The following is a 22,728-nucleotide window of genomic DNA, read 5'->3' as shown; positions in this document are numbered from 1 at the left end:
TCAGTCGCGTTGGTCAGCCCCCAGCGGAGTGGTCCGCCCTGAAGTATGGCTCTGAGCCGACGGAGGACGGACGCGATGGGAACGAAGAAGCACAAGCCGGAAGAGGTCGTGACCAAGCTGCGGCAGGTGGACGTGCTGGTCTCGCAGGGGCAGAGCGTGGCTGATGCGATCCGGGCGATCGGCGTGACGGAGGTCACCTACTATCGTTGGCGCAAGGAGTTCGGCGGGCTGAAGTCCGACCAGGTGCGCCGGATGAAGGAGCTGGAGACCGAGAACCAGCGGCTGCGCAAGGCGATCGCAGATCTCACGCTCGACAAGCTGATCCTGCAGGAGGCCGCCCGGGGAAACTTCTGAGCCCCGCGCGCCGGCGCGCCTGCATCGAGCATGTCCGGACCGTGCTGACGGTCTCCGAGCGGCGCGCCTGTCGCGCGCTCGGGCAGCATCGCTCGACGCAGCGCAAGGTGCCGCGGGGGAGAGACGACGAGGCGGCGCTGCTCGCCGACTTGATTGAGCTGGCGCGCCGGTACGGCCGCTACGGCTACCGCAAGATCGCCGCCCTGCTGCGGGCGGCGGGCTGGCTGGTCAACGACAAGCGGGTCGAGCGGCTGTGGCGGCAGGAGGGGCTCAAGGTGCCGGCTCGCCAGCCCAAGAAGGGTCGGTTGTGGGACGGGGATGGCTCCTGTGTCCGGCTGCGGCCCGAGCACCGCGATCATGTCTGGTCCTACGACTTCGTCGAGGCGCGCACGCATGACGGGCGCAAGGTCCGCCTGCTGAACGTCATCGACGAGTTCACCCGCGAGTGCCTGGCCATCCGGGTGGCGCGCAAGCTCAAGGCCCCGGACGTGATCGATGTGCTCTCGGACTTGTTCATCCTGCGTGGCGTACCTGCGCACGTTCGCTCTGACAATGGGCCGGAGTTCATCGCACAATCTGTGCAGAAGTGGATCGCCGCCGTGGGCGCAAAGACGGCCTATATCACGCCTGGCTCACCGTGGGAGAACGGCTACATCGAGAGCTTCAACGCGAGGCTACGGGACGAGTTGCTGAACGGGGAGATCTTCTACTCGCTGCGGGAGGCGCAGATCCTGATCGAGAGCTGGAGGAGACACTACAACGGAGTTCGGCCGCACGCCTCGCTCGGCTATCGCCCGCCGGCCCCGGAGGTGTTCGTGCCGGCCTTGCCCGCTTGGCCGGCTGCGCTCGCCCGACCGGCTCCGCCGGCCAAGCTACCCGTGGTGGAAAGGCCCACGGTCCACTAACATTCCACTCGGGCCACCTCGTGGGGGCTGATCACCCGGCTGGCTGCAAGGGACGTCCTGCCCTGCCGAGCCGGCACATTAGATAACTCTTATTTAGCATCAACTAATGTAATAGCAAGCGTGAAACCGACGGCCTGGATTGGGATGCGCTGAGGGGGTGCGATGGCGCACGGACGCCTTCGCCTTTGGGCAGACGCCATCGATGGCGTGGCGTCGATGCCGACGAGAAGATCGTCTTCCCCCGTTCGACCAACTCACGGATGGATGTAGGCGAATCCCATGCCCTGCAGCCGCGCCAGTTCGGCGACACCGCTCGGCACGACGTCGTCCTCGGTGACGCCGTAGAGCGTGCCACGGTCGATCTTCCGTTCGCGCAAAGTGTTGGCGCAGATGAGGAACCGGACTCCTATCCCCTTGAGGGCATCGATACGGGCGGCGACCTCCTTGTCGTTCACGGCCGACTGGAAGAGCGCGACCCCGTCGCCGTGGCTCACCACGCGGATCTCGACATGGGCCTTGCCCACCGCCTCGACGTAGTTGCGCAGGTTGCCGAGAAGGCGCTTGAAGTAGGCGGCTCCGTCGAGGCCGCCGTCATTGTGGTAGACCACCTTCTGGTCGGCGTAGTACCCGGCCGGCGCCTCCGAGCCGGCATGAGCCGCTCCTAAGCCCAGGGTCGCAAGAACGACCGCGATCATCAGGCTCCTAAAGACCGTCATCGTCCGCCTCCCTGTCGTAGGCCGGAGGCTCGGGTGCTTCCGACGCGTTGCGCGAAAGGTCGTCGAGCCCCGCATGATCGAGGCCGTCGTCCGGCGTCAGTCCGGCGGATGCGCTGTTCCCGAGGCTGCCCGTCGGCTCCGGCGCTGTTGGCCGTGCGGCGTGGACGGTGCCCCGGGACCCGAGCACCACCACCTTCGTGCCGGTGGGGACGCGCCGGTGCAGGTCGATCACGTCCTGGTTCAGCATGCGGATGCATCCCGAGGACACCGCCTCGCCAATGCTCCAGGGCTCCGTCGTGCCGTGGATGCGGTACAGCGTGTCCTTGCCGTCCTTGAACAGGTAGAGCGCCCGGGCCCCGAGCGGGTTCCTGTCGCCGCCCGGCATGCCGCCGGCCCAGCGCCCGTTCCGCTCCGGATCACGCCGGAGCATGTCGGGGGTCGGCGCCCATCGCGGCCAGGAAGCCTTGCGGGCGACGGTCGCCTCGCCGGTGAACTCGAATCCGGCCTTGCCCACCCCGACCGCGTAGCGCATCGCCTTGCCGCCCTCCATGACGGGGTAGAGAGAGCGCTTGTATGGATCGACGACGAGGGTGCCGGGCGGCTCCTTCGACGGGAAGTCGACCAACTGGCGGACGTTGCGCGCCTTGAGGTCACGCGGGTCGACCGCCTCGACCGGGAAGGGTTCGTCCGTGACGGCGGCGTACCGGCGCAAGACCTCCGGGGCGATCTGCTGCCGGGCCACCGCGACGGAGGCCGGCGCCCCCTGCGAGGTCGAGCAGGCGCCGAGCGCCGAGGCGAGGGCGATCACCGTCGGAAGGCGGAGGGGCCGCGGCATCACGAGCGTCCTCGCGCGCGGGCCTGGACGACCGCCTGCCTGAAACCGTCGAAATCGAGCGCCGCCGCGACCTTTAGCTGGCCGATTAGGAAGACCGGGGTTCCCTGCAGGCCGAGGGCGTCGGCTTGGTCGAGATTGCGCTGGAGCAAGCCCGCGATCTCGCCGGCAAGTGCCATGCGGTCCCGCTCCAGCCGGGTCATGTCGACGCCGGAGGCCTCGACCGCCTCCCGCATCCGTTCCTTGGTGATGCCGCGGCCCGGAATGCCCATCAGGGCCGCGTGGACGGTCTCGTAGCGCCCCTGGTAGCGCGCCGCGAGGGCGAACTGGGCGCCGTAGACGGAGGCGTCCCCGAGGATCGGCCAGTCCTTGTGGACGAGGCGGATGCGCCCGTCCGTCTTCACCAGCCGGAGAAGGTCGGGCTCGGCCTTCTTGCAGAAGGGGCAGTTGTAATCGAGGAACGCGACGATGGTCAGGTCGCCCTTCGGGTTACCGGAGACCGGCGCCTGCGGGTCGTTGAAGATCGCGTTGGGGTCGACGCCCTGGGCGAAGGCTTCCTCGGTCGGCGGCGCCAGCGAGAGCAGGGCGGGCGCAAGCGCGGCGGCGGGCAGAAGGGCGAGCAGGGTCCTGCGGTCCATCGTGGTCTCCGTGAAACTTAATTTGTCGAAAGGGGGTGGCTCAGGCGCCGACGAGGGCGAGACGACGCTTCAGGTCATCGACCGTGAATTCGCCCTCGGTGCGGGCCTCGCGGACCTCGGCGCCGTTGGGTCGCATCAGGATGAGGGTTGGCGGTCCGACGACCTCGAAGCGCCGCATCAGGGCGCGTGTGGCGTCGTCGTCGCGGGTGACGTCGGCGCGGATCACCGAGACGGCCCTCAGCCTCGCTCGGACGTCGGCATCGGCCAGGACCGTCCGTTCGTTCGTCTTGCAGACGGTGCACCAGTCGGCGGCGAACTCGACGAGCACCGGCTTGCCCGCGGCACGGGCCGCCGCGAGGGCGGCCTCGAAAGCCGGGACGAAGGAGACAGTCCGGCCTTCCTCGACGTGGGCTGCCTGCGTCCGGCCGAGTCCGGCGAGCGGCCGGAGCGGGTCGGTCCCGCCGCTCGCGGCGCCGACGACGAGGGCGCAGCCGTAGGTTACGGCAACGATACCAGCGCCCTTGCCCAGCCGGCCCGCGGCGCCCGCCGTGACGACGTCGAACGCCCCGACGAACACGCCGATGTCGATCGCCAGCGCGCCCCAAAGCACGAGGGAGACCTCGGACGGCACGAGGCGCGAGACCATGGTGATGGCCAACGCGAGGAAGACCACCCCGAAGGCCTGCTTGGCGACGACGAGCCATGGGCCTGACTTCGGCAGGATCCCTGCCCCGAACGTCCCGAACGCGATCAGCGGCAGGCCCATGCCGAGGCCGAGCGCGAACAGGACGGCGGCACCCCGCACCACGTCTCCGGTCTGGGCGACATAGAGGAGTGCCGCGGCGAGCGGCGGCGTCACGCAGGGCCCGACGATCAGGGCGGAGGTGAACCCCATGACGGAGGCGCCACCAAGCGCGCCAAGCCTGCCTACGCTCAGTCGCGACAGGCGGCCGGCGGCACCGGACGGCAGCGCCAGGTCGAACACGCCGAACATCGACAAGGCCAGGGAGGCGAAGGCCGCGGCGAGCAGTCCGAGCGCAGTGGGAGTCTGGAGCGCGACCTGGAGGTTGCGCCCGGACCATGCCGCCGCCACGCCAAGCGTCCCGTAGGCTAGCGCCATCGCGAACACGTAGGTGCCGGACAGGACGAAGCCGCGCCCGGCCGAGAGCCGCTCCCCGGACCGGGCCAGCATGCCGGCCAGCACCGGGACCATCGGGAGCACGCACGGGGTGAAGGCCAGGAGCAGGCCGAGCCCGAGGAAGGTCGCCAGGACGCCCGCGAGTTGGCCCGAGAGCAGGCCGCTCTCGGGCTCGGTCTGCGCGCCAGTGGCCGGCGTCTCGGCGGTCGCCTGTGGACCTCCCGCGGGGACCTCGATGACCTTGCTGATCGGCGGGTAGCAGATGCCCTTCTCGGCACAGCCCTGATAGGTGACGCGCACCTCGCGCAGCCCCGCGAGAGCCGCACCTGGAACGATGGCCTCCGTCGCGCCGTGATAGACTTCCGTCGGCCCGAAGTTGGGGTCGTCCTTGGTCTCGCCGGGCTGGGTGCCGACGGGCAGCTCCCTGCCGCTTCCGTCGGAGGCGGCGATCTTGTCACGGTAGAGGTAGGTGCCGGGGGCGATGGTCCATCGCAGGCGCAGCGAGAGGTCGGGGTCACGGGTGACATCGACGGTGAAGGGCGTCGGCCTCGCACCGGGCTCGCGGCACTGCCCCGGCGACCACAGCGAGGAGCCGGTTCAGAGCAGGGCAGCGAGGACAAGGTGGGTGAACACGTTCGGCATAGGTGGGGTCCGGGCTCGGATCGGCCCGACGCGGATCGGAAACGCAGCTTAAGCCAGGCTTAAGCGGGGCCCGGAGGATGGAGGCGGTGAAGGGAGACACGCATGCGCATCCTCGTCGTCGAGGACGACACCATCCTGTCGGACGGGCTCCGGGCTGGTTTGGGCTTGGCCGGGGCGACGGTCGATTGCGTCGCGACCTGCGCCGACGCCGAGGCGGCGCTCGCCACGAGCGCGTTCTCGGCCATCGTGCTCGACCTGATGCTGCCCGATGGCTCTGGCCTCGACGTGTTGCGGGGGCTTCGCCGCCGGAACGACCGGACGCCGGTCGTCCTGCTGACGGCCCGGGACGCCGTGGCCGACCGGATCGCCGGGCTCGACGGGGGCGCCGACGACTATCTCGGCAAGCCTTTCGACCTCGACGAGCTCTCCGCCCGCATCCGCGCCGTCGTCCGGCGGGCTTCGGGGCGGGCCGCGGCGATCCTGGAACACGGCGCCATCCGGCTCGATCCCGGCAGCCTCGCCGTCACCGTCGACGGTGTGCCGGTCGCCGTCTCCCGGCGCGAGGTTATGGTTCTGGCGGCCCTCATGGAACGACCTGACGTGCTTCGCTCGAAAGCGGAGTTGGAGGAGCGCCTCTACGGCTGGCAGGAAGAGGTCGAGAGCAATGCCGTCGAGGTTCACATGCACAACCTGCGCGCCAAGATCGGCCGACACGCCATCGAAACGGTGCGCGGCCTCGGCTACCGCATGAGGGCCCTGACATGAGGTCGCTCCGCGCCAGGCTGTTCGCCATCCTGCTGCTCGCCACCGGCCTGATCTGGCTCAGCGCGGTCGCCTGGATCTACTTTGGCTCAAAGCGCGAGGTGGAGCAGGTCCTCGACAACCGCCTGCAGGAAGCAGCCCGCATGGTCAGTTCCCTGGTGGGCGCGGTCGGCGGCCCGGGACCGGACGGGGCTATCCGCACCATCCCGGCGCAGACCGCCTACGAGCGGCAGCTCTCATGTCAGATCTGGTCGCTCGACGGGCGCATGGTCGCGCGGTCGACCGGGGCCCCGGAGCGGCGCCTGACGGATGCGCCCGCCGGCTTCTCGCAGCGCGAGGTCGACGGCGAGACTTGGCGTGTCTTCACGGTGGAGGACGCCGGCAAAGGCGTTCGCGTGATGGTCGGCGACCGCCTCGGCCTGCGCGAGCGCCTCGTCAACGACCTCATCATGGGCTTGGTCACGCCCGTGCTGCTCGTGGTGCCGCTGTTGGGGATGCTGATCTGGGCGAGCCTCGGGCGCGGCCTGCGACCGTTGCGGCTGATGGCGCGCGACCTCGCAGGTCGCGACGCGGACGACATGAGCGCCATCGACGCGAGCCGCCGCGCTCGCCGAGGTCCGCCCCCTGGCCGACGCCCTCGACGGGCTGTTCCTCAAGGTCGAATCGGCCCGTCGGCACGAACAGGAGGTGACGGCGTTCGCCGCGCACGAGCTGCGCACCCCGCTCGCTGGCCTCAAGGTTCAGGCGCAGGTCGCCATGGCCGCCACCGACCCGGACGTGGCGAAGGCAGCCTTGCGCCAGATCGTGGCGGCCGTCGACCGGACCACGCGCCTCGTCCGCCAGTTGCTCGACGCCGCCCGGCTCGACGCCGCGGGGGAGGCGCCTTCCCTGGCTGAGGTCGACGTCGGCGCGCTGGTAACGGAAACCGTTGAAGGCATGCGGATGCCACCCGGGGTCCGGACCCAGATCGATCCGGGGCTACGGGGCTATACGCTGCTGGCCGACCCGGAAGGCCTGCGCCTCGCCGTCCGGAACCTGCACGAGAACGCCGTGCAGCACATGGAGACAGGCACGGTGGCGTGGGTCGCCCGGCCGGATGGCGGGGGCATCGTCGTCCGCGACGAGGGGCCGGGCATTCCGGAGGACGAACTGCCCCACGTCACGACACGGTTCTTCCGAGGGTGCCACAAGAGCGCGACGGGTAGCGGCCTCGGCCTCGCCATCGCCGAGATGGCGTCCCGCCGGAGTGGCCTCAGCCTGCGGCTGCGCAACCGGACGGATCGCCCGGGGCTCGAGGCCGAGATCCTCCCGAGCTGAGACCGATCAGCCGAGTTCCGGGCAGAAGATATCCTTGAGGGTCGCCAGCACCCGCGCGGCCCTAGGGTCCTCCAGCCGATAGTGGATCGTCTGGCTCTCGCGTCGGAAGGCGACCAACCCGTCCTCGCGCAGCTTGGCGAGGTGCTGCGACAGGGCCGACTGGCTGAGCTCGACCTCTCGCGCGAGGCTGGTCACGTCCATCTCGCCGCGGGCGACCAGTAGGCACAGGATCAGCAACCGCTTCTCGTTGGCGAGGAGGCGGAGCAGGCGGGCCGCGTCGGTGACCTTGTCCTGAAGCCGCATTAGGTCGGTCGACGTGACGGCGTACATCGGTTCGTGTCCCTAAATGGCAGATCCAGCTTATTTAGGTCCTCCTAATATAATGTCACTGCATGCAGCTGTCTTCTCCCGAGCCGCAGACCATCGGGGGATGCATCGCATCGGCGCCTAGGCGCGTTTTCCGACCTGACCCCATCGGCGGATGGCCACCGCCTATCCGTCGTAAGCCGGAGACGACCCATGAGTGACGGCTACCCTTCGATGACGGCGCTGCTCGGCCTCCTGGCCCTGGCCGGCTACCAGAACCGGGACAAGATCGCCGAGATGCTGGGCGGTGCCGGGCAAGCCGCGCCCGCGCCCGCCGGCCCCGGCCAGACGACCGGCGGTACGGGCAGTGGCCTTGGAGGGCTTCTCGGCGGCCTGTTGGGCGACCGGCGCGGCGAGGCGCCCGGCGGCTTCCTGAACAGCGGCTTGGGCGAGGTGCTCCAGCGCTTTCAGCAGGCCGGCCACGGGGCGGCCGCGCAGTCCTGGGTCGCCCAGGGGCCTAATCAGGAGCTTCCGCCTCAGCAACTCGAGCAGGCCATCGGGCCGGAAGTCCTCACAACCCTGACCCAGCGCACCGGCCTGTCCCGCGAGGAGCTTCTCTCCCGCCTGTCGCGGGAGCTGCCCCAAGCCGTCGACCGCTACACTCCAGACGGTCGGATGCCTGCCTAGGCTAGCGGTCCCCCGAACCTCGACGGTCCATGGCTGCAGCGCCCCGTTACCGAGGCGTTCGAGGTCTCCAGCCGGCGTTGTGACATCCCGCGGGCGGATGCGTTCCTTGGCCGCCATGGACGGCCTGCTGCCTCTTCATGGCGTGGAAAGGTTCAGGTACCGGAACCGTTTCCAGGAGGCCTGGTCGTACGGACCGCCACGTGGCGGTTAAGGTCCTGACGTTTGAAGGCTGCATTCGCGCAATTCGGAGCATGCCCGTCGTCCATGCCGGAGATGGACCCGACTGCCAGCTTTTCGCCTCGCGTTGGTTGGAAACGGAGCGTCCCTTTTCAGGATCGCCCGATGAGTGACAGCCGAACGCTGATGCCTGGGCGCGACCTGAACGTAGTGTCCATAGCGCTGCGGCGCTGCCGGCGTCTGGTCCCGGGAGCCTGCTGCATCGGCTTCGATGCGGTCGCTTCCGACCTTGTTACGCTGGCGCTGTCCTTCCGTCAGGACGGGCAGCTCACGCTGGCGATCGACGCTGACGCCGGGGTCGAGGCTCACCCTGCGGCGGCCCGACCGCTCATTTCCAGGCCGTCCGGTGGGACGCCGGCGCGACCGAGACCGTTGCTCCGGGCGATGTCCGCGCGCAGCGCCGAATAGGACGGGCACACCATCGGGTAGTCCGGCGGCAGGCCCCACTTCAGCCGGTAGGCGTCAGGGCTGAGGCCGAGACTGCCCAGGTGCCGCCGGAGCGAGGCGTAGCGCTTGCCGGTCTCGAAGCTCAGGATGCCGCCGGGGCCGAGGGAGGCCCGGACCTGGGCCGACGACAGCAACCGTGGCGCGGTCGGCTCGGGAGCGGCTTGGCGTCGACCGTGGAGGGCCGCGTATACGTCCGCGATCACGGCAGGCACCTGTGCCGGCGGCACGGCGTTGCCCGCGACGTAGGCCGACACGATACGGCACGACAACGCGACCGCGTCCGCTAGGACGCGACGTTCGGCTTTGCGCATTGGGGGTGACCTCGGTTGGGGGAAGCGGGATATTAGGGCTCGGCCTCGCCGAGCGCGTCGGCCGTGGCCAGCGCCGAGGCGATAGCTACTCGCAGGCTTCGCAGGTCTTGCGGCGGGACGGCGCCACGGGCGCCGGCGGTGTCGACCGCCTCGCAGGCCTGAGCGAGCCGGTCGAAGCCCATGAGGCCGGATTCCGACTTGAGGCGGTGGACCAGGGCCAGGCCGGATGGCCCGGCGAACTCCTGCTCGGGCATGTCACCGAGCCGGACCAGTGTCTCCCTGAGCAGGGCCATCATCTCGGCCGCCTGCGCCGGTCCCAACAGCTTGGCCACCTGCCGGTGGGTCTGTGGATTGAGGTCGGCTGGCGTGTCCGGCATTGGGTCCTCGCGTCGGTACGGTTTCGCGTTCAACGCCCGGCGAAAGGCGATGCAAGAACTACTCGCACCGCCTGCGTCGAGCCTGCCGCGGGCATGGCGGGATGGTCGATGGTGCGCCCCGGGATGGCTTCCACGCCGAAGGGCGGACATGACAACCAGCGTTGGCAAGTTACCTGGAAGCGGGGCCTGGATGGGGCGTAAGCCGAGGCCGACGCCGAAGGCAGCCGCCGCGAGGGCTGGAGGGATCAGGAGGTGCGTCATGTCGGTCGTGCCTGAATGGGATGTCCCGTTAGGCCACGGCCCGTCATGGGCGTCATCTCGGCCTGCCGGACTGCCCCGGCAGCCCCGATAGACCGGGTGGCCTAGGGGGTGGCGCGGGGGCGGGCGAGGTTCGCCCCGCCCCAGGCCGCGGCCGCCGACCGGTTCGGGACGCCGAGCGCCTTTAGCAGGGCGGCGACGTGGATCTTGACCGTGCCCTCGCCGAGCGACAGCGACCGCGCGATCTCCTTGTTCGACTGCCCGGCCACGATCAGGTCGAGCACCTGGCGCTGGCGGGGTGTCAGGGCCGCGGTTGGGTCCGCCGCGGCCTCGCGCCATGCCGTCGGGGTCGGCGCCCCGGACGCGCCACCGGGCACCCGCGTGACGAAGGCCGGCACGTAGACGAAGCCGTCGACTACCATGCGCAGAGCTCGGATCAGCGACTCGACGTCGGAGCCCTTTGGAACGAAGCCATGCACGCCAGCCTTGAGAGCGAGGAAGACGTCCTCCCGCTCGGTCGAGCCCGACACAACGACGGTAAGGACCTCCGGGAAGCACTCCCGCACGGCGGACAGGCTGGCCGGGCTCTCCATGCCGGGCATGGCGAGGTCGAACAGGGCGAAGCGGACGTCCTGCTTCTCGGCCAAGGCCTCTAGCGCCTCGTCCAGGGAGCCGACCTGCTGCACCTCCGAGATACCGAGCTGGTCCCGCAGGATGCTGGTGAGCGCGATGCGGAAGAACGGGTCGTCGTCGGCGACGACGGCCTTACCGGTGATGCTGGTCATGGGCGTCCAGTCCGAATTCCGCGGGCCTCGCGACGGCGACGATAGTCCAGGTGGACTATTCTGGCTTCGGATCATGCCCGTGAAGCCTAGTGGTTCCCAAACCCTGTCGCGGCGTAGCGTTTTCGTGTGGATCGGGCGCGTCGTCGCGCCATCGGACGGGGAGCGCTCCATGCACGAACCAGTCAGGCGCCCCGTGGTGGTAGTTGCCGAGGATGACCCCATCGCGATGCGGGTCGTGGCCGCCGAGCTGGAGGCTGCGGGCTACCAGGCCGTGACCTGCTCGAACGGCATCACCGCGCTGGAATACGTGGCCTTCGGCGAGCGGCTCGACGCACTGGTCACCGACGTGCACATGCCTGGCTCCGTCGATGGGCTGTTCCTTGCAACCGAGGCGCGGTCGATGCGCCCCCGCTTGCCGGTAGTCTATCTTTCGGGGCGGGCCATCGAGGCTCGGCACATGGTTCCGGGGTCGTGCTTCCTTGAGAAGCCTTACGAGGTCGGACGTCTCGCGGTCCTGATGCGGGCGGTGACGCGCGGCGGCGTGGTGAGCCTCATCGCGGGGACGCGGTCGCCGCGCCCGGAGACTGACTGAAGACCAGTCTTGCCCGGATGGCGACAAGCGCGGGCCTACCGCGCGTCCGTACCGGCGCAGACTTTGGAAGGGGGAACGGGACCATGGCGAAGGGCGTGATGAACACAGGCGGCACGGGGAAAACCTCGGGAGGCCGGGGCTCGACGTTCGGCGGCCGGTCGGGGTGCCCTGCGCCATGCGTGGCCGCGCTGGCGGTCGTCGTCCTTGGCTTCGTCGCCGCGCTCGCGGCCGCCCAGTGGACGCAGGCCCGGAACGCTCACTCGGCCGCTGAACGCTTCCAGGCCGTGGCGACCCGCGTCGCGTCGCTCGTCGAGGGACGCATGGCCCGCTACGAGTATGGCGTTCGGGGCGCGCGCGGCGCAGTAGTGGCGGCTGGCGACACCGGCATCACGCGCGACGGCTTCCGACGTTATGCCGACAGTCGGAATCCGGAAAGAGAGTTCCCGGGCGCCCGCGGCTTCGGCTTCATCCGTCGCGTGCCCGCCATGGACGAAGCGGCGTTCTCGGCGGCGGCGCGCCGCGATGGCGCCCCGGACTTCCGCATCCGCCAACTCACGCCGCACGACGGCGAGCGCTGGGTGATCCAGTACGTCGAGCCGATGACGGCCAACCGAGAGGCCGTCGGCCTCGACGTCGCCTCCGAGGCGCATCGGCGCGGTGCGGCGCTCCAGGCGATGGAGACGGGCGCTGCGACGCTGACCGCTCCGGTGACCCTGGTGCAAGCGACCGGCCTGAGAGAGCGGGGATTCCTCCTGTTCCTGCCGGTGCTGCGCCCCTTCATGCCTGCGGACACCCCGGATGCGCGCCGCGCCGCGACGCTGGGATGGACCTACGCGCCGCTGATCATCGACGAGATCCTGACCGGTCTCGACCTCGATGCGGGGGATCTCGACGTCGCCATCCGGGACGTCACCCCCGACACCGTCACGCCGTTCTATGCCGGCCGGGACGCGGCCGAACCGCCGGCCGGCGGCCTGACGTCGACCCGGCGGCTGTCTGTCTTCGGCCGGACCTGGGACGTTGACGTCGCAGCGCGGTCCGCCTTCGTCGAGGGGCTTAACCTCGTCCGGCCGACGACCGTGGCCATCGTCGTCCTCGTCGGTTCGCTGCTTCTCGCCGGGCTGGTCTACCTACGCCTGCTCGGCCGACGCCGCGAGGTGCTCGCCGCCGTCGAGAAAGCGCGACTGGCGGCTATCGTCGAGAACGCCGACGACGCCATTGTCGGCAAGTCCCTCGACGGCGTCGTCGCCGACTGGAACCCCGGGGCGGAGCGGCTCTTCGGTCATACGGCTGCCGAGGCCACGGGGCGTAGAGCGGAGGACTTCATCGTCCCCGGGAGCCTCTGGGCGCAGGAACGCGACGTCCTGCTGCGCATTCGCCGCGGCGAGGCGGTGCCGCCATTCTCGACCCTTAGGATGCGCAAGGACGGCACGATCTTCCCGGTGCAGGTGACCGCCTCCCCGATCCGCGCGCCGAACGGTTCGGTCGCAGGCATCGCCACGGTCATCCGCGACATCTCCGAGCAAGCGGCCGCGGAGGAGCGCATCCGCGCGGCCAACGCCTCCCTCGAACGGCAAGTCGCGGAACGGACGGAGGCGCTAAGGGCCGGCTCCGCGTTGCAGAAGGCGATCCTGGACCATGCCGGCTACGCGGTCATCGCCACCGACCTGCAGGGGACCATCACCCTGTTCAACCCGGCCGCCGAGCGGATGCTGGGCTACGCCGCCGACGAGCTGGTGGGCAAGGCGACGCCGGCGGTGTTCCACGATCCGGTGGAAGTCGGGCGACGGGCCGGCGTCCTGTCGCGCGAATTGGGGTGGGCCGTCGAGCCGGGCTTCGAGGTGTTCGTCGCCAAGGCCCGCCGCGGGCAGCCCGATCCCGGGGAGTGGACCTACGTGACGAAGGGCGGCGAGCGCCTGCCGGTGCTGCTAAACGTCACCCTCCTTCGCACCGGGGACGGGGCCGACCTGGGCTTCCTCGGCATCGCCCTCGACCTGAGCGAACGCTACCGGCATGAGGCCGAGATGAAGGCCGCCCAGGCCGGTACCTGGAACTACGAGGTCGCCACCGGTCGGGTGCGCTTCTCGGCGGAGTGCGCCCGCCAGCACGGGCTGCCGGAACGGGAGATCGAGCTCGACGTCGAGCGGGAGTGGAAGCCGATGGCCCATCCCGACGACGTCCCGCGGGTCCTCGCCGACCTCGCAGGCGCCATCGAGACCGGTGGCGGCTACACCACCGAGTTCCGGGTGCCGCTGGCGGACGGAGGCATGCGCTGGATCACCGCCATCGGCCGCGTCGAGGCGGACGCCTTCGGCCGGACGGCCCGGGTGATCGGCCTGACGCTGGACACCACCGCCCGCAAGGTAGCCGAGATCGCCCTGTCGGACGCGAAGGCGGTGGCGGAGGCGGCGCGCGCCGAGGCCGAGCGGGCGAACCGGGCCAAGACCGACTTCCTGGCCTCGATGAGCCACGAGATCCGTACCCCGCTCAACGCGGTCATCGGCTTCACCGACCTGATGCTGGCCTCGGGCCGGCTTGACCCGGGCAACCGCCGCCAGGCCGAACTCGTGCGTTCGTCCGGCAACGCCCTGTTGACGGTCGTCAACGACATCCTCGACTTCTCCAAGGTCGAGGCCGGCGCGGTCGACCTGGTCGAGGCGCCGTTCCCGCTGCTCGCCATGGTCGACAACTGCGTCTCCATCGTTCGGGGCCCCGCCGACGCCAAGGGCCTGGAGTTCAGACTGCGGATGGATCCGGCCCTGCCGCGTTGGGTCAAGGGGGACGAGAATCGCTTGCGGCAGGTGCTGTTCAACCTGCTCAACAACGCGGTGAAGTTCACGGCGGCCGGCTCGATCACGCTCGACGTCGCGCCCGAAGGCGGCTTCTCGGGCGGGGAGCGCCTGCGCTTCCGCGTCGTCGACACTGGCATCGGTATCCCGAAGGACAAGCAGAACCGGCTGTTCCAGCGCTTCAGCCAGGTCGACGGCTCGATCCAGCGCGACTTCGGCGGCACCGGGCTCGGACTGGCCATCTGCCGACACCTCGTGGAACTCATGGGCGGCGAGATCGGCGTCTCCTCGATCGACGGGGGCGGCTCCACCTTCTGGTTCACCGTGCGCATGCCGCGGACTTGCGCTCCGGCCGAGGCCGAGCCTTCCGTCGTCGCGGCCACGCCGCGCCGGACGGGCCGCCTGCTGCTGGTCGACGATTCCGCCATCAACCAGGAACTCGCTCGCGCGGTTCTCAGGGCGGCCGGGCACGTCGTCGAGACGGTCGGGGACGGACAGGCGGCGGTCGAAGCGGTTCGGGAGCGGGTCTTCGACCTGGTGCTGATGGACGTGCAGATGCCGGGCATGGACGGGATGACGGCGACCCGTCGCATCCGGGCGCTCCCCGGGCCCGTGTCGCGGCTTCCCGTGATCGCCATGACGGCGAACGTGCTGCCGGAACAGGTTTCCGCCTTCCGCGACGCCGGCATGGACGATCATGTCGGCAAGCCGTTCGACCCGGAGAAGCTCTACGCGACGGTCGAGCGGTGGCTGCCGCAGGAAACGGTGCCCGCCGAGGTGCCCCACCGGCCGTCGTCTCCCGTCGAGTTCGACGAGAACGCCTACCGCGAGGTGTGCCGCTTCCTGTCGCCGACCCGCCTTCGCGAGGTGCTAGTGTTGCTGGCGGAGGAACTGGACACCAGCTTCGAAGGTGATGGCGGTAAGGAGGACGACCGGTCACGCCTTCGGCTCCGAGCCCATTCGCTGGCGTCCGCCGCGGGCATGGTCGGCTTCTCCGAACTGGCCAAGGCTTGCCATGGGCTGGAAACGTTCGGAGAGGCGCGGGTGGTGTCCGAGGGGCTCCCGTCGTTCGTGGCTCAGCTCGCGAGCGTGCGTCGCCTCGCCGAACGAGCCGCGAGGGCGGCCGAACGCATGGCGGCAGACCTGGATGTCCCGACGGGCCCGCGGCTGGTCTGCGGGCGGGCATGAGCCCCGGCCGTCAGGGAGCGCTTCCCGCCTGTTCCCGATTGCGCAGCGGCGCCGGCTTGCGTCCGTCCGGCAAGATGTCCCGGAGGTGGTCGTGAACCATGTCGGAGGTGAAGGGCTTCCCGATGAAGCGGGCGACCTCCGGCATCTCTCCCGGCTCCGGCCGCACGTGGCCGGACGCGACAACGATGGCGATGTGCGGCCACCGGCTGGCGGTCTCGCGTGCGACGGCGAAGCCGTTGCGCGTTCCCGGCATCTGCACGTCGGTGAAGAGCAGGACGATGACGGCATGCTCCCGGGCGAGGAGCGTCATGGCCTTGTCGCCGTCGCTCGCCTCGAAGGTCCGGAAGCCGGCATCCTGCAGGATGTCCATAGCATCCATGCGGATGAGGCCGTCATCGTCGACGACCAGGGCGCAGGGCTCGGGATGGGAAACGGACTCGCATATGCAGCGATAAGTCGTGATCGGGGAAGAAGGCTCCATTGCCTGGGACCGCTCGGGCGGGACTGCGTAGTGCGAGCGAAGCTTGACCTGTGATAGGGTCGTGCCGGGTCGGTGGTGAGGACGTACCGCCAGGCAATTGCGGGAGAGGGTTGGACCGGTGACGGACGTGATGGAGCGCAGGCGGTTCGAGGCGGAGTTCGCTCGGACAGGCGCGAGCACGGACCCGTTCGTGTCCGCGGTGCGCGCGACGCGCATGCCGATGGTGATCACTGACCCCGGCCAGCCCGACAACCCCATCGTCTTCGTCAACGACGCCTTCTGCCGGCTGACTGGTTACGCCTACGACGAGATCGTCGGCCGGAACTGCCGCTTCCTGCAGGGCCCGGCGACGGATATGGCGGACGTCGCCAAGGTCGGTGCGGCCATCGCGAGGCGGGAGTCCATCGAGATCGACCTCTTGAACTACAAGAAGGACAGGGAGACGTTCTGGAACCGGTTGCTTGTCTCGCCGGTGTTCGACCGGGACGGCGACCTGACGTTCTTCTTCGCTTCGCAGTTCGACGTGACCTTGGAGCGCGAACGCCTGGTGCGACTGCAGCAGGACCGCGACGCGTTGGAGGCCGCCTTCGAGCGCCGGACCGCCGCATTGAGCGACAGTGAGCAACGCCTGAGGTTCGTCCTCAAGGCTGGCCGGATGGGCACCTGCACCGTTGACCTGCAGAGCGGCTACACCGTCGCATCGGACGGCTGCAAGGCCATCTTCGGCCGACGGGCCGACGAGACGTTCCAGTACGCCGACCTGCTCGCGATGATCCACCCGGACGACATCGAGCGCATGCAGACGACCCTGGCGGCGTCCGTGGCGGACAAGGCGGACTACGAGGTCGAGTACCGGGTGAACATGCCCTCCGGCGAGGTGCGCTGGGTCGAGCTGCGCGGCCAGCCCTTCTACGCTCCGGACGGCACGCCGCTCAGCATGGTTTGCGTGTCCCTCGACATCACCGACCGCAAGCGGTCTGAGGAGCATCGGGCGCTCCTGGCAGACGAGCTCACCCACCGGGTCAAGAACTCGATGGCGACGGTGCAGTCAGTGGCGCTCCAGACCCTGCGCAACGCCTCCTCGCTGGAGGATGCGCAGGAGACCCTGGTCGCTCGGATCAAGTCCCTGGCGGCGGCCGACAACGTCCTGACCCGCGAGAGTTGGGCCGGGACGACCCTGAGCGAGGTCGTCGCTGAGGCCCTGCATGCCTTCCGCGACGACGCGAGGCAGCGCTTCCTGGTCAACGGCCCACTGGTCTGGCTGGACCCGCGCCTGACGCTCGCCTTCACGATGGCGTTCCACGAACTGGCGACCAACGCCGTCAAGTACGGAGCCCTCTCCAACGAAGGTGGCCGCGTCGTGGTGGACTGGGAGGTCCGGGACGCATCGACCTCGCCGCGGCTGCAGCTGCGCTGGGAGGAGGTCGGAGGCCCCTCGGTGGTCGCGCCATCGCGCACCGGGTTCGGGACGCGCCTGATCGAACGGGCGCTCGCGACGGAGATGGGAGGCACCGCCAGGATCGAGTATCACCCGCGCGGCATCGCGTTCCTGTTGGAGGCGCCCCTGCCAGACTGTGTCCCTCCCACCAACGTGACGGGTTCTCTCGTCTGAGCCGTCCTGCCTGGTAAAGGCACTCGACAACTGCTTGGCGGAGGTCGTCGGGTTCGTTGATGGCATGCCGGGGGACGCGGTCACGTCCGTGCCCGGCTGGCCGTCACCGGTGCCACAAACATCCGGCCCCGGACCAGCAGCGCCAAGGTCATGGCTGCGAGGCCGAGGACGAGGCCGTTCGCGGCCTGGAACAGCGCCGGGGCGAGGACGGCGAGCGCTCCGGCATCGCCTTGGGCGACCAGGCAAGTCGGGGCCGTGGCCAAAGCGTTCGCGCCGAAGCTGAAGGCCCACAGGCCCGGCACGGCGCCGGCCCTCGCGATCCACGGCGAGAGCCGGGCCAGGACCAGCATCTGGAGCAGGCCGTAGCCGATCAGGGCATGCGCGAGAAGGTCCAGAGCCCCGCCGCCGACCGAGAGGTAGGCCAAGCCGATCCGGCGCGCGCCGCGCGCTTCAGGAGAGACGTGCCATGGGCCACGGTCGCCGGGGCGCACGCAACGGCCCCCCCCGCACGTCACGTCGCTCCTGGTCCCATGCGTGACGTGCGGGCACCATGCCGGCATGCAGACCGAAACTGAACGCACCCGCTGGGCCGCTGCCTTCGCCGACCAGTTGGCCGGATTCGCGCCCGGCCCCTATCCGGAAGCGCCCGAGGAGGCGCCGGCCCGGCTCGCCTCTCCGGCGACGCGCCTCAAGCGGTCCCAGGAGAACGCCAAGGCGCGCGCCCAGCGCGCCCGCGACAAGGCAAAGCGGGCCGCGGAGCTTGACGCCGCCATCGCGCAGGGCCTGAGGTCGATCCTCCGCCAACGCCGGGTCTACGAACGGATGCGGGACGGCGAGGAGCTTTCGGGCATCGCCGTCCGCGTCGAACCCATTTTTGCCGAGGGGATGCGGTACCTCGTCGAGCACTGCGAGTGGGAGCGTCCGCTTGCCTCTCGCGCCCTCACGGCCCGCCTGCTCCGCCCGGCCAAGCCACCGCCGGCATAGGCGTCACCGACGCACTGCCTTCGAGGCCGCCCCATCCCGGGCGGCCTTTTTCATGCCCGGCGCCGTGCCGTTCGCGGCTCCCCCGTTCCGTGCGCCTCGCCTGCCCGGGCATCACGTACGAAGAAGTAACGGAAGCGCTACTGCCAGGAGAGAAGGCACCCCGAGAGCACGTTTCCCCCTTCGGGCCAGGAGGTTTTTCACCGAGACCACAGCCTCTTGGCGCGGGACTCTTGGCGAAGGATTCGAGAGCTGCGATGTCAGGCAGGCACACCGCTCCGAGGAGGCCCGCCATGTCGTATCACCGCAACGCCCATGACGTCGCTGGCGCCTTCGACGGCGCCATGCAGGGGCTTGCCATGGGCCTCGGCGCGGCCCTCGTCCGGGACCGGGCGATCCGCCGGGAGCGGGACGCCATGCTGGCCGAGGACTACCGCGCCATCGCGGCCCAGGCCCGCGCCGCCCGCCTGACCGTCGCCCGGGCCCGGCAGGACGCCGCCCGCCAGGCCGAGGCCGACGCCCATCGCGAGGCCCGGGACCTTGCCGCCGCCGCGCAGGTCGCCCTGCTGCGCCGCCGCATTGCGGAGCGCGCCTCCGCCGCGTGATGCCACCATGGCATTAGCGCAGCATGCCGTAGCATGCCGCGGCAAACATCAAGCCCCCGGACGCCCTATTCTGGCCCCGGGCATAAAAAAGCCCGCCTAGGGATGACCGGGGCGGGCTTCGCGTTTGGGCGGCAGCGTCAGCGAGCGAACGCCGCCTTGCGGGCTTCTTCGAGGCCCGCGTTCTCGTCCACACGGAGGAGCGGAACCGCCGCCCGCTCGGTCTCGGCCACGAGCCGCTTGATCTCGGCGCCCCAGTACGCGTGCGGGCTGCCGGCCTGCGGGAGCGACCGGATGGGGTTGTACCCCGTCAGGTGGCGGCCGATGCGGTCCGGCGGGAAGGCCGCGAGGCGAAGGCCCTCGTCCGGCGTCAGCTTCTCCAGGTAGGAGATGGCGGCCTGATCGAGGATGCCCTTTCCGGCGTCGCGGTCACCGGCGAGGACGTGCAGGGCGGCGGTGCCCCACTCCCAGTCGGGCGTGCCGACGGGCGAGGAATCCTTCGCCTTTGCCGGGGCGGCCTTGGCGGCGGCGACTTCCTGCGCCGCGGCTGAGATCTCCGCCGCGGCTTGGGCCTGCGCGGCGGCCGCGCCGCCACCGGCACCGCCGGCGACGACTTCGCGCATGATCCAGCGGCCGCCCTCCCAGACGAGGCGGGGGACGAGCGTGATGGCGGCGAGGGCGAAGCGGGCGACGCTGGCGAGGAACTTGAGCATGACGGTCTCCTGACTGTGGGGATGCTGCGGGGTGGGGCGGAAAGGGACTAGCGGGTGACGCCGAGCTCTCGGGCCTCGGCGTAGGTGACGTTGCGGACCCACGCGAACCGGCCTTGGACGCGCTCGCAGACAACATGCGCTAGGCCGTCGTCGTCAGTCGGGTAGGCGCCGTCGGCCTGCCAATCGTGGCCGGGCTCGGCCACGATTCGCTTGAGCTCGTCGGGCCAGCCCGCGGCGACGACGGCCGCGCGGTACCGGCGCTCCGGGGCGCCGGTAGGATCGACCAGGTCCTCGGCCTCCTGCTCGGACACGCTGACGAGGGCGCCGCCACGGATGACGGCGTGGCCGTCCCGTGTCGCGACGACGGTTTCCTCGGGCGGCAGGGCTGCGAGGCGCTCGACGCGGCGGAGGCGGCCAAAAACGCCCCCCCGCATCTCCACGCTCCATAGTCCGGTCTCTCCCATGCGCCCCTCCTCCTGTCCGCCGATCTGCGGACAGTCTGATTCTCCCCCTCGGCCCGGAAAGCCGCAATGCCCGGAAGCCGACTTTTTTTGACTTTCTCAAGATGTCGTGGGGCGCCCCAAAAGATACCTAACTCGACTTAGCTTCCCAAAACCGTACAAATCGATGCTGCAGCGCAGCAATTCGCGATTTCGGCCCTTGCGCGGGAAACGGCGAGTGTAAAATACCCCCGCAGATCCGCGGATTCGCGGCCGGGTGGGGACAAGCAGTGACTCAATACGTGGAAGAACGCGCCGTCCTGGCGCGGCTGGAAAGTCGTGTCCGAGACGCGGGCAGCGCTCAGGCGCTCGCCGAGAGCGTCGGCCTGTCGCCGCAGCACCTGTCGGACGTGCGCCGAGGGCGGCGGTCGGTGACGGGGGCGCTCGCCGAGGCGCTCGGCGTCCACGTGCGCCGGGTCTACGTCGAGGGGCCGCGGCCGCCGGAGCCCGTCGAGCTCGTCGGTGCCGACGGCGAGGTCCTCGTCAGGGCGGAAAGGATCTTCTCATGAGCCGCCGCAGCCACCGCATCGATGACTGCCACGCCGTCGCGGACGACCTGGAAGGCAAAGTCCGCGTCCGCCCGTCCCCCGAGCAAGTCGCACGCCTTTGGGATTCCCATCATGGCTGGGAAGCCGTGATGGAAAGGTGGGGCTGGATCGGTCGTTGGAGCCTGGAGCACATGGCGGTCCAGGGCCGCCGGCTCATCCGTGCCCGGGCCGGTGACACCACCGCCCGCAGCACGCGCCGTGCGACGACGCCCGAGCAAGATGCCGCCGCCTACGAGGCCATCCAGCGCATGGGCGTCTGCCGGGCGGCTGAGGCGACCGGCCTGAGCATCGCGGTGATCTATCGCCTGCTTCGGGAGCGGGGCGTCGAGCAGTCGCCCGTGCTGCCGGCGGGAGAGCGCGCCAGGGCGACCCGCGAGGGGATGGCCCGGGCCAGGGCGGCGAGGGCCGCGGCATGAGCCGGCGCGACCGCGACTTCGACTTCGATTCCCGGCAGCGGGCGGAAGAGCAGGCTGCCGAGGATGCCCTGCACGCCATGACGACGTTCCTCTGTCGCGGCTGCGCCGAGGAGCACGACATCGAGGACCGCGTGGTCTTGAGGGCGCATCCCGAGATGCCGACGCTGTGCTGGATCTGCGCCACGTACCCGGGCGTCGGCGGCGGGAGGACGTATCCGTGAGCATCTTCGACCAGTACCAGACCGAGCGCGAGTTCGACGTCGAGATCGAAGGCATCCGCTACGTCGGCAATGTCGAGGTCACATACGACATCGTGCCAGGCGAAGACGTCTCAGGTCGCCCGCGGCCTCGGTTCGAGTTCTTCCCGTTCGGCAACGTCGTCGTCGAATGGATCGACGACGATGAGGGTCCGGGATTGCTCCTGGACGACGACCCCACCGCGGTCGCGCTTCTGGACGTGCTCGACACCCCGGCCGAGCGCTACGAGATTGAGGTCCAGCATCGATTCCCCGCGGAGGAAGGCGATGCCTAGGCCGGTCGCCCGCCCTCTCCTCGTCGATGGCCTCAACTCCCTCGACGCCGCCGAGCTCCGCAAGAGGCTCTCCCTGGCGATGGCCGTGGTCCGCGCCGCCTCCATCGAAGGCGGCGGCGTCCGGTCGCTCGATAGCGCGATCCGCCGCGCCCAGGCCGACCTCGCCTCCGCCTCGCGTCTCGCCATCCAGGATCTCGCGTACGCCCTGGCGGACCACGAACGCGGAAGCGGCCGCGGGCCGCCGCCGGACACGCCCCCGGTGGCAGCCATCCATCCCGCCCGCCTTCCGCGTCTCACTCCGAGGACCCCATGACCTCTCGCCATCCGCCCGTCAGCCACATCGCCGGCGTCCTCGCCGCGCAGGAGAGCCGCATCCCGTCGCACGAACTCGCGCAGGCCATCATGGACCGCCTCACTCGCGAGGGATTCGCCATCGTGCCGGCCGACGGCGACACGGCCGCCGCATGGAAGGCCTTGGCGGAACTCGATGAGGTCCTCACGCTGCCGGGCACGCCGGAACTCGTCGCGGGATTCGCCCAGCAGCTTGAGATCGAGGACGACCAGGATCTGGCCCGCGTCTGCGGCCGCGTCCGCGCGCTGCTCGACTACGGAGCCGCACCGTGAGCGCCGTCGTTATCGTGGAGTGCGGGCGCGAGACCCGCACTGCCTTCGTCTCCGAGCGCGACGCAAACGGGGACGAGCGCACCGAGGCCGCCGCTTCCATCATCGCGGGCTTCCACGTCGACGGCTACATCCTGGCCACCGGCCCGATGCCCGACGGCGACGTGGCGCCCGCCCTATGGCCGTTCCCCCTGAGCAAGACCCTCGACATCCATACTCAGATCGCCCGCTTCCCGCGGCGATTGGGCAGCGGACTGCATTCCGAGCGAGCCGCGGTGTTCAAGGCCATCCGTGGGACGGTCCGGACCGTGACGCCCTCCGAGATCGACGCCTACCTCGGGCGCCCGCCCGCTGCGGCGGCCAAGCCGGTTCGCCGCAGTGCCTCACCGCCGGCGCGCCCGAACGCCCCCATCCAACTCGCTCTCTTCTAGGAGCCCGCCC

General features: G+C 70.1%; 27 protein-coding genes and 1 pseudogene. 16 read left to right on the top strand and 12 right to left on the bottom strand.

Translation table 11 applies throughout. From position 1 onward, the window contains the following. The first annotated feature begins 75 nt into the window (after positions 1-75). Positions 76-1,259 (top strand): IS3 family transposase gene (locus DA075_RS27985; protein WP_099954489.1). Its coding sequence is split into 2 segments (ribosomal slippage): positions 76-340 and positions 340-1,259, totalling 1,185 coding nucleotides; the frame shifts between segments, so codons are not numbered across the junction. A gap of 254 nt (positions 1,260-1,513) precedes the next feature. On the opposite strand, the gene DA075_RS27980 is transcribed toward DA075_RS27985, so the two are convergent. The 4 genes from DA075_RS27980 to dsbD are packed head-to-tail and all read right to left on the bottom strand — an operon-like array spanning position 1,514 to position 5,168. Beyond that, complete coding sequence (locus tag DA075_RS27980) at positions 1,514-1,975, bottom strand: DsrE family protein (RefSeq protein WP_099956008.1); 462 nt, start codon at positions 1,973-1,975, stop codon at positions 1,514-1,516. Then, positions 1,962-2,810, bottom strand: coding sequence for a L,D-transpeptidase (locus DA075_RS27975; RefSeq protein ID WP_099956007.1), 849 nt, complete (start codon positions 2,808-2,810; stop codon positions 1,962-1,964). Before DA075_RS27975 ends, DA075_RS27980 begins: the two co-directional genes overlap by 14 nt. Beyond that, positions 2,810-3,445, bottom strand: coding sequence for a DsbA family protein (locus tag DA075_RS27970; RefSeq protein ID WP_099956006.1), 636 nt, complete (start codon positions 3,443-3,445; stop codon positions 2,810-2,812). Before DA075_RS27970 ends, DA075_RS27975 begins: the two co-directional genes overlap by 1 nt. 40 nt (positions 3,446-3,485) lie before the next feature. Next, a complete protein-coding gene (gene dsbD, locus DA075_RS27965; protein ID WP_244936642.1) occupies positions 3,486-5,168 on the bottom strand; it encodes a protein-disulfide reductase DsbD in 1,683 nt (560 codons plus the stop codon). Positions 5,169-5,327: 159 nt separating this feature from the next. Here dsbD and DA075_RS27960 point away from each other — a divergent pair, with 159 nt between their 5' ends. Both DA075_RS27960 and DA075_RS27955 read left to right on the top strand, forming a co-directional pair. Continuing rightward, complete coding sequence (locus DA075_RS27960) at positions 5,328-5,990, top strand: response regulator (protein WP_091890996.1); 663 nt, start codon at positions 5,328-5,330, stop codon at positions 5,988-5,990. Beyond that, positions 5,987-7,304 (top strand): annotated as a pseudogene (locus DA075_RS27955) (ATP-binding protein). The gene DA075_RS27960 and the pseudogene DA075_RS27955 overlap by 4 nt, the downstream one beginning before the upstream one ends. Positions 7,305-7,310: 6 nt before the next feature. Here the strand turns inward: DA075_RS27955 and DA075_RS27950 are convergent. Then, positions 7,311-7,634 (bottom strand): ArsR/SmtB family transcription factor, encoded by a 324-nt coding sequence (locus DA075_RS27950; RefSeq protein WP_091891003.1) that lies wholly within the window; start codon positions 7,632-7,634, stop codon positions 7,311-7,313. A 189-nt stretch (positions 7,635-7,823) separates the two neighbouring features. Between DA075_RS27950 and DA075_RS27945 the strand changes: the two genes are divergently transcribed. Next, a complete protein-coding gene (locus tag DA075_RS27945) occupies positions 7,824-8,297 on the top strand; it encodes a YidB family protein (RefSeq protein WP_099956005.1) in 474 nt (157 codons plus the stop codon). Between the two features lie 542 nt (positions 8,298-8,839). Here the strand turns inward: DA075_RS27945 and DA075_RS27940 are convergent. The 3 genes from DA075_RS27940 to DA075_RS27930 form a co-directional block, all read right to left on the bottom strand. Beyond that, positions 8,840-9,292 carry a Ros/MucR family transcriptional regulator gene (locus DA075_RS27940; protein ID WP_099956004.1) on the bottom strand — a complete coding sequence of 151 codons (453 nt, stop codon included), beginning with the start codon at positions 9,290-9,292 and terminating at the stop codon, positions 8,840-8,842. Positions 9,293-9,324: 32 nt separating this feature from the next. Further along, complete coding sequence (locus tag DA075_RS36800) at positions 9,325-9,669, bottom strand: Hpt domain-containing protein (RefSeq protein WP_091891016.1); 345 nt, start codon at positions 9,667-9,669, stop codon at positions 9,325-9,327. Between the two features lie 362 nt (positions 9,670-10,031). Continuing rightward, a complete protein-coding gene (locus tag DA075_RS27930; protein WP_091891019.1) occupies positions 10,032-10,712 on the bottom strand; it encodes a LuxR C-terminal-related transcriptional regulator in 681 nt (226 codons plus the stop codon). On the opposite strand from DA075_RS27930, the gene DA075_RS38440 reads away from it, so the two are divergent. Together DA075_RS38440 and DA075_RS27920 are read left to right on the top strand one after the other, a co-directional pair. Beyond that, the gene (locus DA075_RS38440; RefSeq protein WP_099956003.1) at positions 10,642-11,304 is read left to right on the top strand and encodes a response regulator; all 663 of its coding nucleotides are present in this window, start codon (positions 10,642-10,644) and stop codon (positions 11,302-11,304) included. The genes DA075_RS27930 and DA075_RS38440 overlap by 71 nt on opposite strands. A 179-nt stretch (positions 11,305-11,483) precedes the next feature. After that, positions 11,484-15,281 carry a CHASE domain-containing protein gene (locus DA075_RS27920; protein ID WP_164712498.1) on the top strand — a complete coding sequence of 1,266 codons (3,798 nt, stop codon included), beginning with the start codon at positions 11,484-11,486 and terminating at the stop codon, positions 15,279-15,281. A 10-nt stretch (positions 15,282-15,291) separates the two neighbouring features. On the opposite strand, the gene DA075_RS27915 is transcribed toward DA075_RS27920, so the two are convergent. Further along, positions 15,292-15,762 (bottom strand): response regulator, encoded by a 471-nt coding sequence (locus tag DA075_RS27915; RefSeq protein WP_099956001.1) that lies wholly within the window; start codon positions 15,760-15,762, stop codon positions 15,292-15,294. 118 nt (positions 15,763-15,880) lie between these two features. Between DA075_RS27915 and DA075_RS27910 the strand changes: the two genes are divergently transcribed. Then, a complete protein-coding gene (locus DA075_RS27910; protein ID WP_395411288.1) occupies positions 15,881-17,374 on the top strand; it encodes a PAS domain-containing protein in 1,494 nt (497 codons plus the stop codon). 80 nt (positions 17,375-17,454) lie between these two features. Here the strand turns inward: DA075_RS27910 and DA075_RS27905 are convergent, their stop codons facing one another. Next, entirely contained in the window at positions 17,455-17,799 is a 345-nt protein-coding gene (locus DA075_RS27905; protein ID WP_236012929.1) for a TDT family transporter, read from the bottom strand. Positions 17,800-17,932: 133 nt separating this feature from the next. Between DA075_RS27905 and DA075_RS27900 the strand changes: the two genes are divergently transcribed. Continuing rightward, positions 17,933-18,358 (top strand): hypothetical protein, encoded by a 426-nt coding sequence (locus tag DA075_RS27900; RefSeq protein WP_099955999.1) that lies wholly within the window; start codon positions 17,933-17,935, stop codon positions 18,356-18,358. A 290-nt stretch (positions 18,359-18,648) separates the two neighbouring features. Then, positions 18,649-18,960, top strand: coding sequence for a hypothetical protein (locus DA075_RS27895; RefSeq protein ID WP_099955998.1), 312 nt, complete (start codon positions 18,649-18,651; stop codon positions 18,958-18,960). A gap of 137 nt (positions 18,961-19,097) precedes the next feature. Here DA075_RS27895 and DA075_RS27890 read toward each other — a convergent pair whose 3' ends face one another. Together DA075_RS27890 and DA075_RS27885 are read right to left on the bottom strand one after the other, a co-directional pair. After that, positions 19,098-19,670 carry a hypothetical protein gene (locus tag DA075_RS27890; RefSeq protein WP_099955997.1) on the bottom strand — a complete coding sequence of 191 codons (573 nt, stop codon included), beginning with the start codon at positions 19,668-19,670 and terminating at the stop codon, positions 19,098-19,100. A gap of 47 nt (positions 19,671-19,717) precedes the next feature. Next, positions 19,718-20,134 (bottom strand): hypothetical protein, encoded by a 417-nt coding sequence (locus tag DA075_RS27885; protein ID WP_099955996.1) that lies wholly within the window; start codon positions 20,132-20,134, stop codon positions 19,718-19,720. Between the two features lie 278 nt (positions 20,135-20,412). Between DA075_RS27885 and DA075_RS27880 the strand changes: the two genes are divergently transcribed. The 7 genes from DA075_RS27880 to DA075_RS27850 are packed head-to-tail and all read left to right on the top strand — an operon-like array spanning position 20,413 to position 22,718. Beyond that, positions 20,413-20,679 carry a helix-turn-helix domain-containing protein gene (locus DA075_RS27880; protein WP_164712172.1) on the top strand — a complete coding sequence of 89 codons (267 nt, stop codon included), beginning with the start codon at positions 20,413-20,415 and terminating at the stop codon, positions 20,677-20,679. Continuing rightward, positions 20,676-21,134 carry a hypothetical protein gene (locus tag DA075_RS27875; protein WP_099955994.1) on the top strand — a complete coding sequence of 153 codons (459 nt, stop codon included), beginning with the start codon at positions 20,676-20,678 and terminating at the stop codon, positions 21,132-21,134. Before DA075_RS27880 ends, DA075_RS27875 begins: the two co-directional genes overlap by 4 nt. Further along, complete coding sequence (locus DA075_RS27870) at positions 21,131-21,355, top strand: hypothetical protein (RefSeq protein WP_099955993.1); 225 nt, start codon at positions 21,131-21,133, stop codon at positions 21,353-21,355. Before DA075_RS27875 ends, DA075_RS27870 begins: the two co-directional genes overlap by 4 nt. Continuing rightward, on the top strand, positions 21,352-21,666 hold the full coding sequence (locus DA075_RS27865; protein ID WP_099955992.1) for a hypothetical protein: 315 nt from the start codon (positions 21,352-21,354) through the stop codon (positions 21,664-21,666). Before DA075_RS27870 ends, DA075_RS27865 begins: the two co-directional genes overlap by 4 nt. Next, positions 21,659-21,979, top strand: coding sequence for a hypothetical protein (locus DA075_RS27860; protein ID WP_099955991.1), 321 nt, complete (start codon positions 21,659-21,661; stop codon positions 21,977-21,979). Before DA075_RS27865 ends, DA075_RS27860 begins: the two co-directional genes overlap by 8 nt. Further along, positions 21,976-22,290, top strand: coding sequence for a hypothetical protein (locus DA075_RS27855; RefSeq protein WP_099955990.1), 315 nt, complete (start codon positions 21,976-21,978; stop codon positions 22,288-22,290). Before DA075_RS27860 ends, DA075_RS27855 begins: the two co-directional genes overlap by 4 nt. After that, positions 22,287-22,718 carry a hypothetical protein gene (locus tag DA075_RS27850; protein ID WP_099955989.1) on the top strand — a complete coding sequence of 144 codons (432 nt, stop codon included), beginning with the start codon at positions 22,287-22,289 and terminating at the stop codon, positions 22,716-22,718. The genes DA075_RS27855 and DA075_RS27850 overlap by 4 nt, the downstream gene beginning before the upstream one ends. Positions 22,719-22,728: the final 10 nt, after the last annotated feature.

This window comes from Methylobacterium currus (assembly GCF_003058325.1).
Taxonomy (GTDB): domain Bacteria; phylum Pseudomonadota; class Alphaproteobacteria; order Rhizobiales; family Beijerinckiaceae; genus Methylobacterium; species Methylobacterium currus.
This window is presented reverse-complemented; position numbering and strand designations above follow the sequence as displayed.

Excerpts from the sequence above, each read along its gene's own strand:
- DA075_RS27945 (WP_099956005.1), top strand. The coding sequence starts at position 7,824 with ATGAGTGACGGCTACCCTTCGATGACGGCGCTGCTCGGCCTCCTGGCC.
- DA075_RS27890 (WP_099955997.1), bottom strand. The coding sequence starts at position 19,670 with ATGCTCAAGTTCCTCGCCAGCGTCGCCCGCTTCGCCCTCGCCGCCATC.
- DA075_RS27975 (WP_099956007.1), bottom strand. The coding sequence starts at position 2,810 with ATGCCGCGGCCCCTCCGCCTTCCGACGGTGATCGCCCTCGCCTCGGCG.
- DA075_RS27915 (WP_099956001.1), bottom strand. The coding sequence starts at position 15,762 with ATGGAGCCTTCTTCCCCGATCACGACTTATCGCTGCATATGCGAGTCC.
- DA075_RS27875 (WP_099955994.1), top strand. The coding sequence starts at position 20,676 with ATGAGCCGCCGCAGCCACCGCATCGATGACTGCCACGCCGTCGCGGAC.
- DA075_RS27900 (WP_099955999.1), top strand. The coding sequence starts at position 17,933 with ATGCAGACCGAAACTGAACGCACCCGCTGGGCCGCTGCCTTCGCCGAC.
- DA075_RS27970 (WP_099956006.1), bottom strand. The coding sequence starts at position 3,445 with ATGGACCGCAGGACCCTGCTCGCCCTTCTGCCCGCCGCCGCGCTTGCG.
- DA075_RS27960 (WP_091890996.1), top strand. The coding sequence starts at position 5,328 with ATGCGCATCCTCGTCGTCGAGGACGACACCATCCTGTCGGACGGGCTC.
- DA075_RS36800 (WP_091891016.1), bottom strand. The coding sequence starts at position 9,669 with ATGCCGGACACGCCAGCCGACCTCAATCCACAGACCCACCGGCAGGTG.
- DA075_RS27855 (WP_099955990.1), top strand. The coding sequence starts at position 21,976 with ATGACCTCTCGCCATCCGCCCGTCAGCCACATCGCCGGCGTCCTCGCC.
- DA075_RS27895 (WP_099955998.1), top strand. The coding sequence starts at position 18,649 with ATGTCGTATCACCGCAACGCCCATGACGTCGCTGGCGCCTTCGACGGC.
- DA075_RS27885 (WP_099955996.1), bottom strand. The coding sequence starts at position 20,134 with ATGGGAGAGACCGGACTATGGAGCGTGGAGATGCGGGGGGGCGTTTTT.
- DA075_RS27980 (WP_099956008.1), bottom strand. The coding sequence starts at position 1,975 with ATGACGGTCTTTAGGAGCCTGATGATCGCGGTCGTTCTTGCGACCCTG.
- DA075_RS27930 (WP_091891019.1), bottom strand. The coding sequence starts at position 10,712 with ATGACCAGCATCACCGGTAAGGCCGTCGTCGCCGACGACGACCCGTTC.
- DA075_RS27870 (WP_099955993.1), top strand. The coding sequence starts at position 21,131 with ATGAGCCGGCGCGACCGCGACTTCGACTTCGATTCCCGGCAGCGGGCG.
- DA075_RS27950 (WP_091891003.1), bottom strand. The coding sequence starts at position 7,634 with ATGTACGCCGTCACGTCGACCGACCTAATGCGGCTTCAGGACAAGGTC.
- DA075_RS27940 (WP_099956004.1), bottom strand. The coding sequence starts at position 9,292 with ATGCGCAAAGCCGAACGTCGCGTCCTAGCGGACGCGGTCGCGTTGTCG.
- DA075_RS27860 (WP_099955991.1), top strand. The coding sequence starts at position 21,659 with ATGCCTAGGCCGGTCGCCCGCCCTCTCCTCGTCGATGGCCTCAACTCC.
- DA075_RS38440 (WP_099956003.1), top strand. The coding sequence starts at position 10,642 with ATGCTGGTGAGCGCGATGCGGAAGAACGGGTCGTCGTCGGCGACGACG.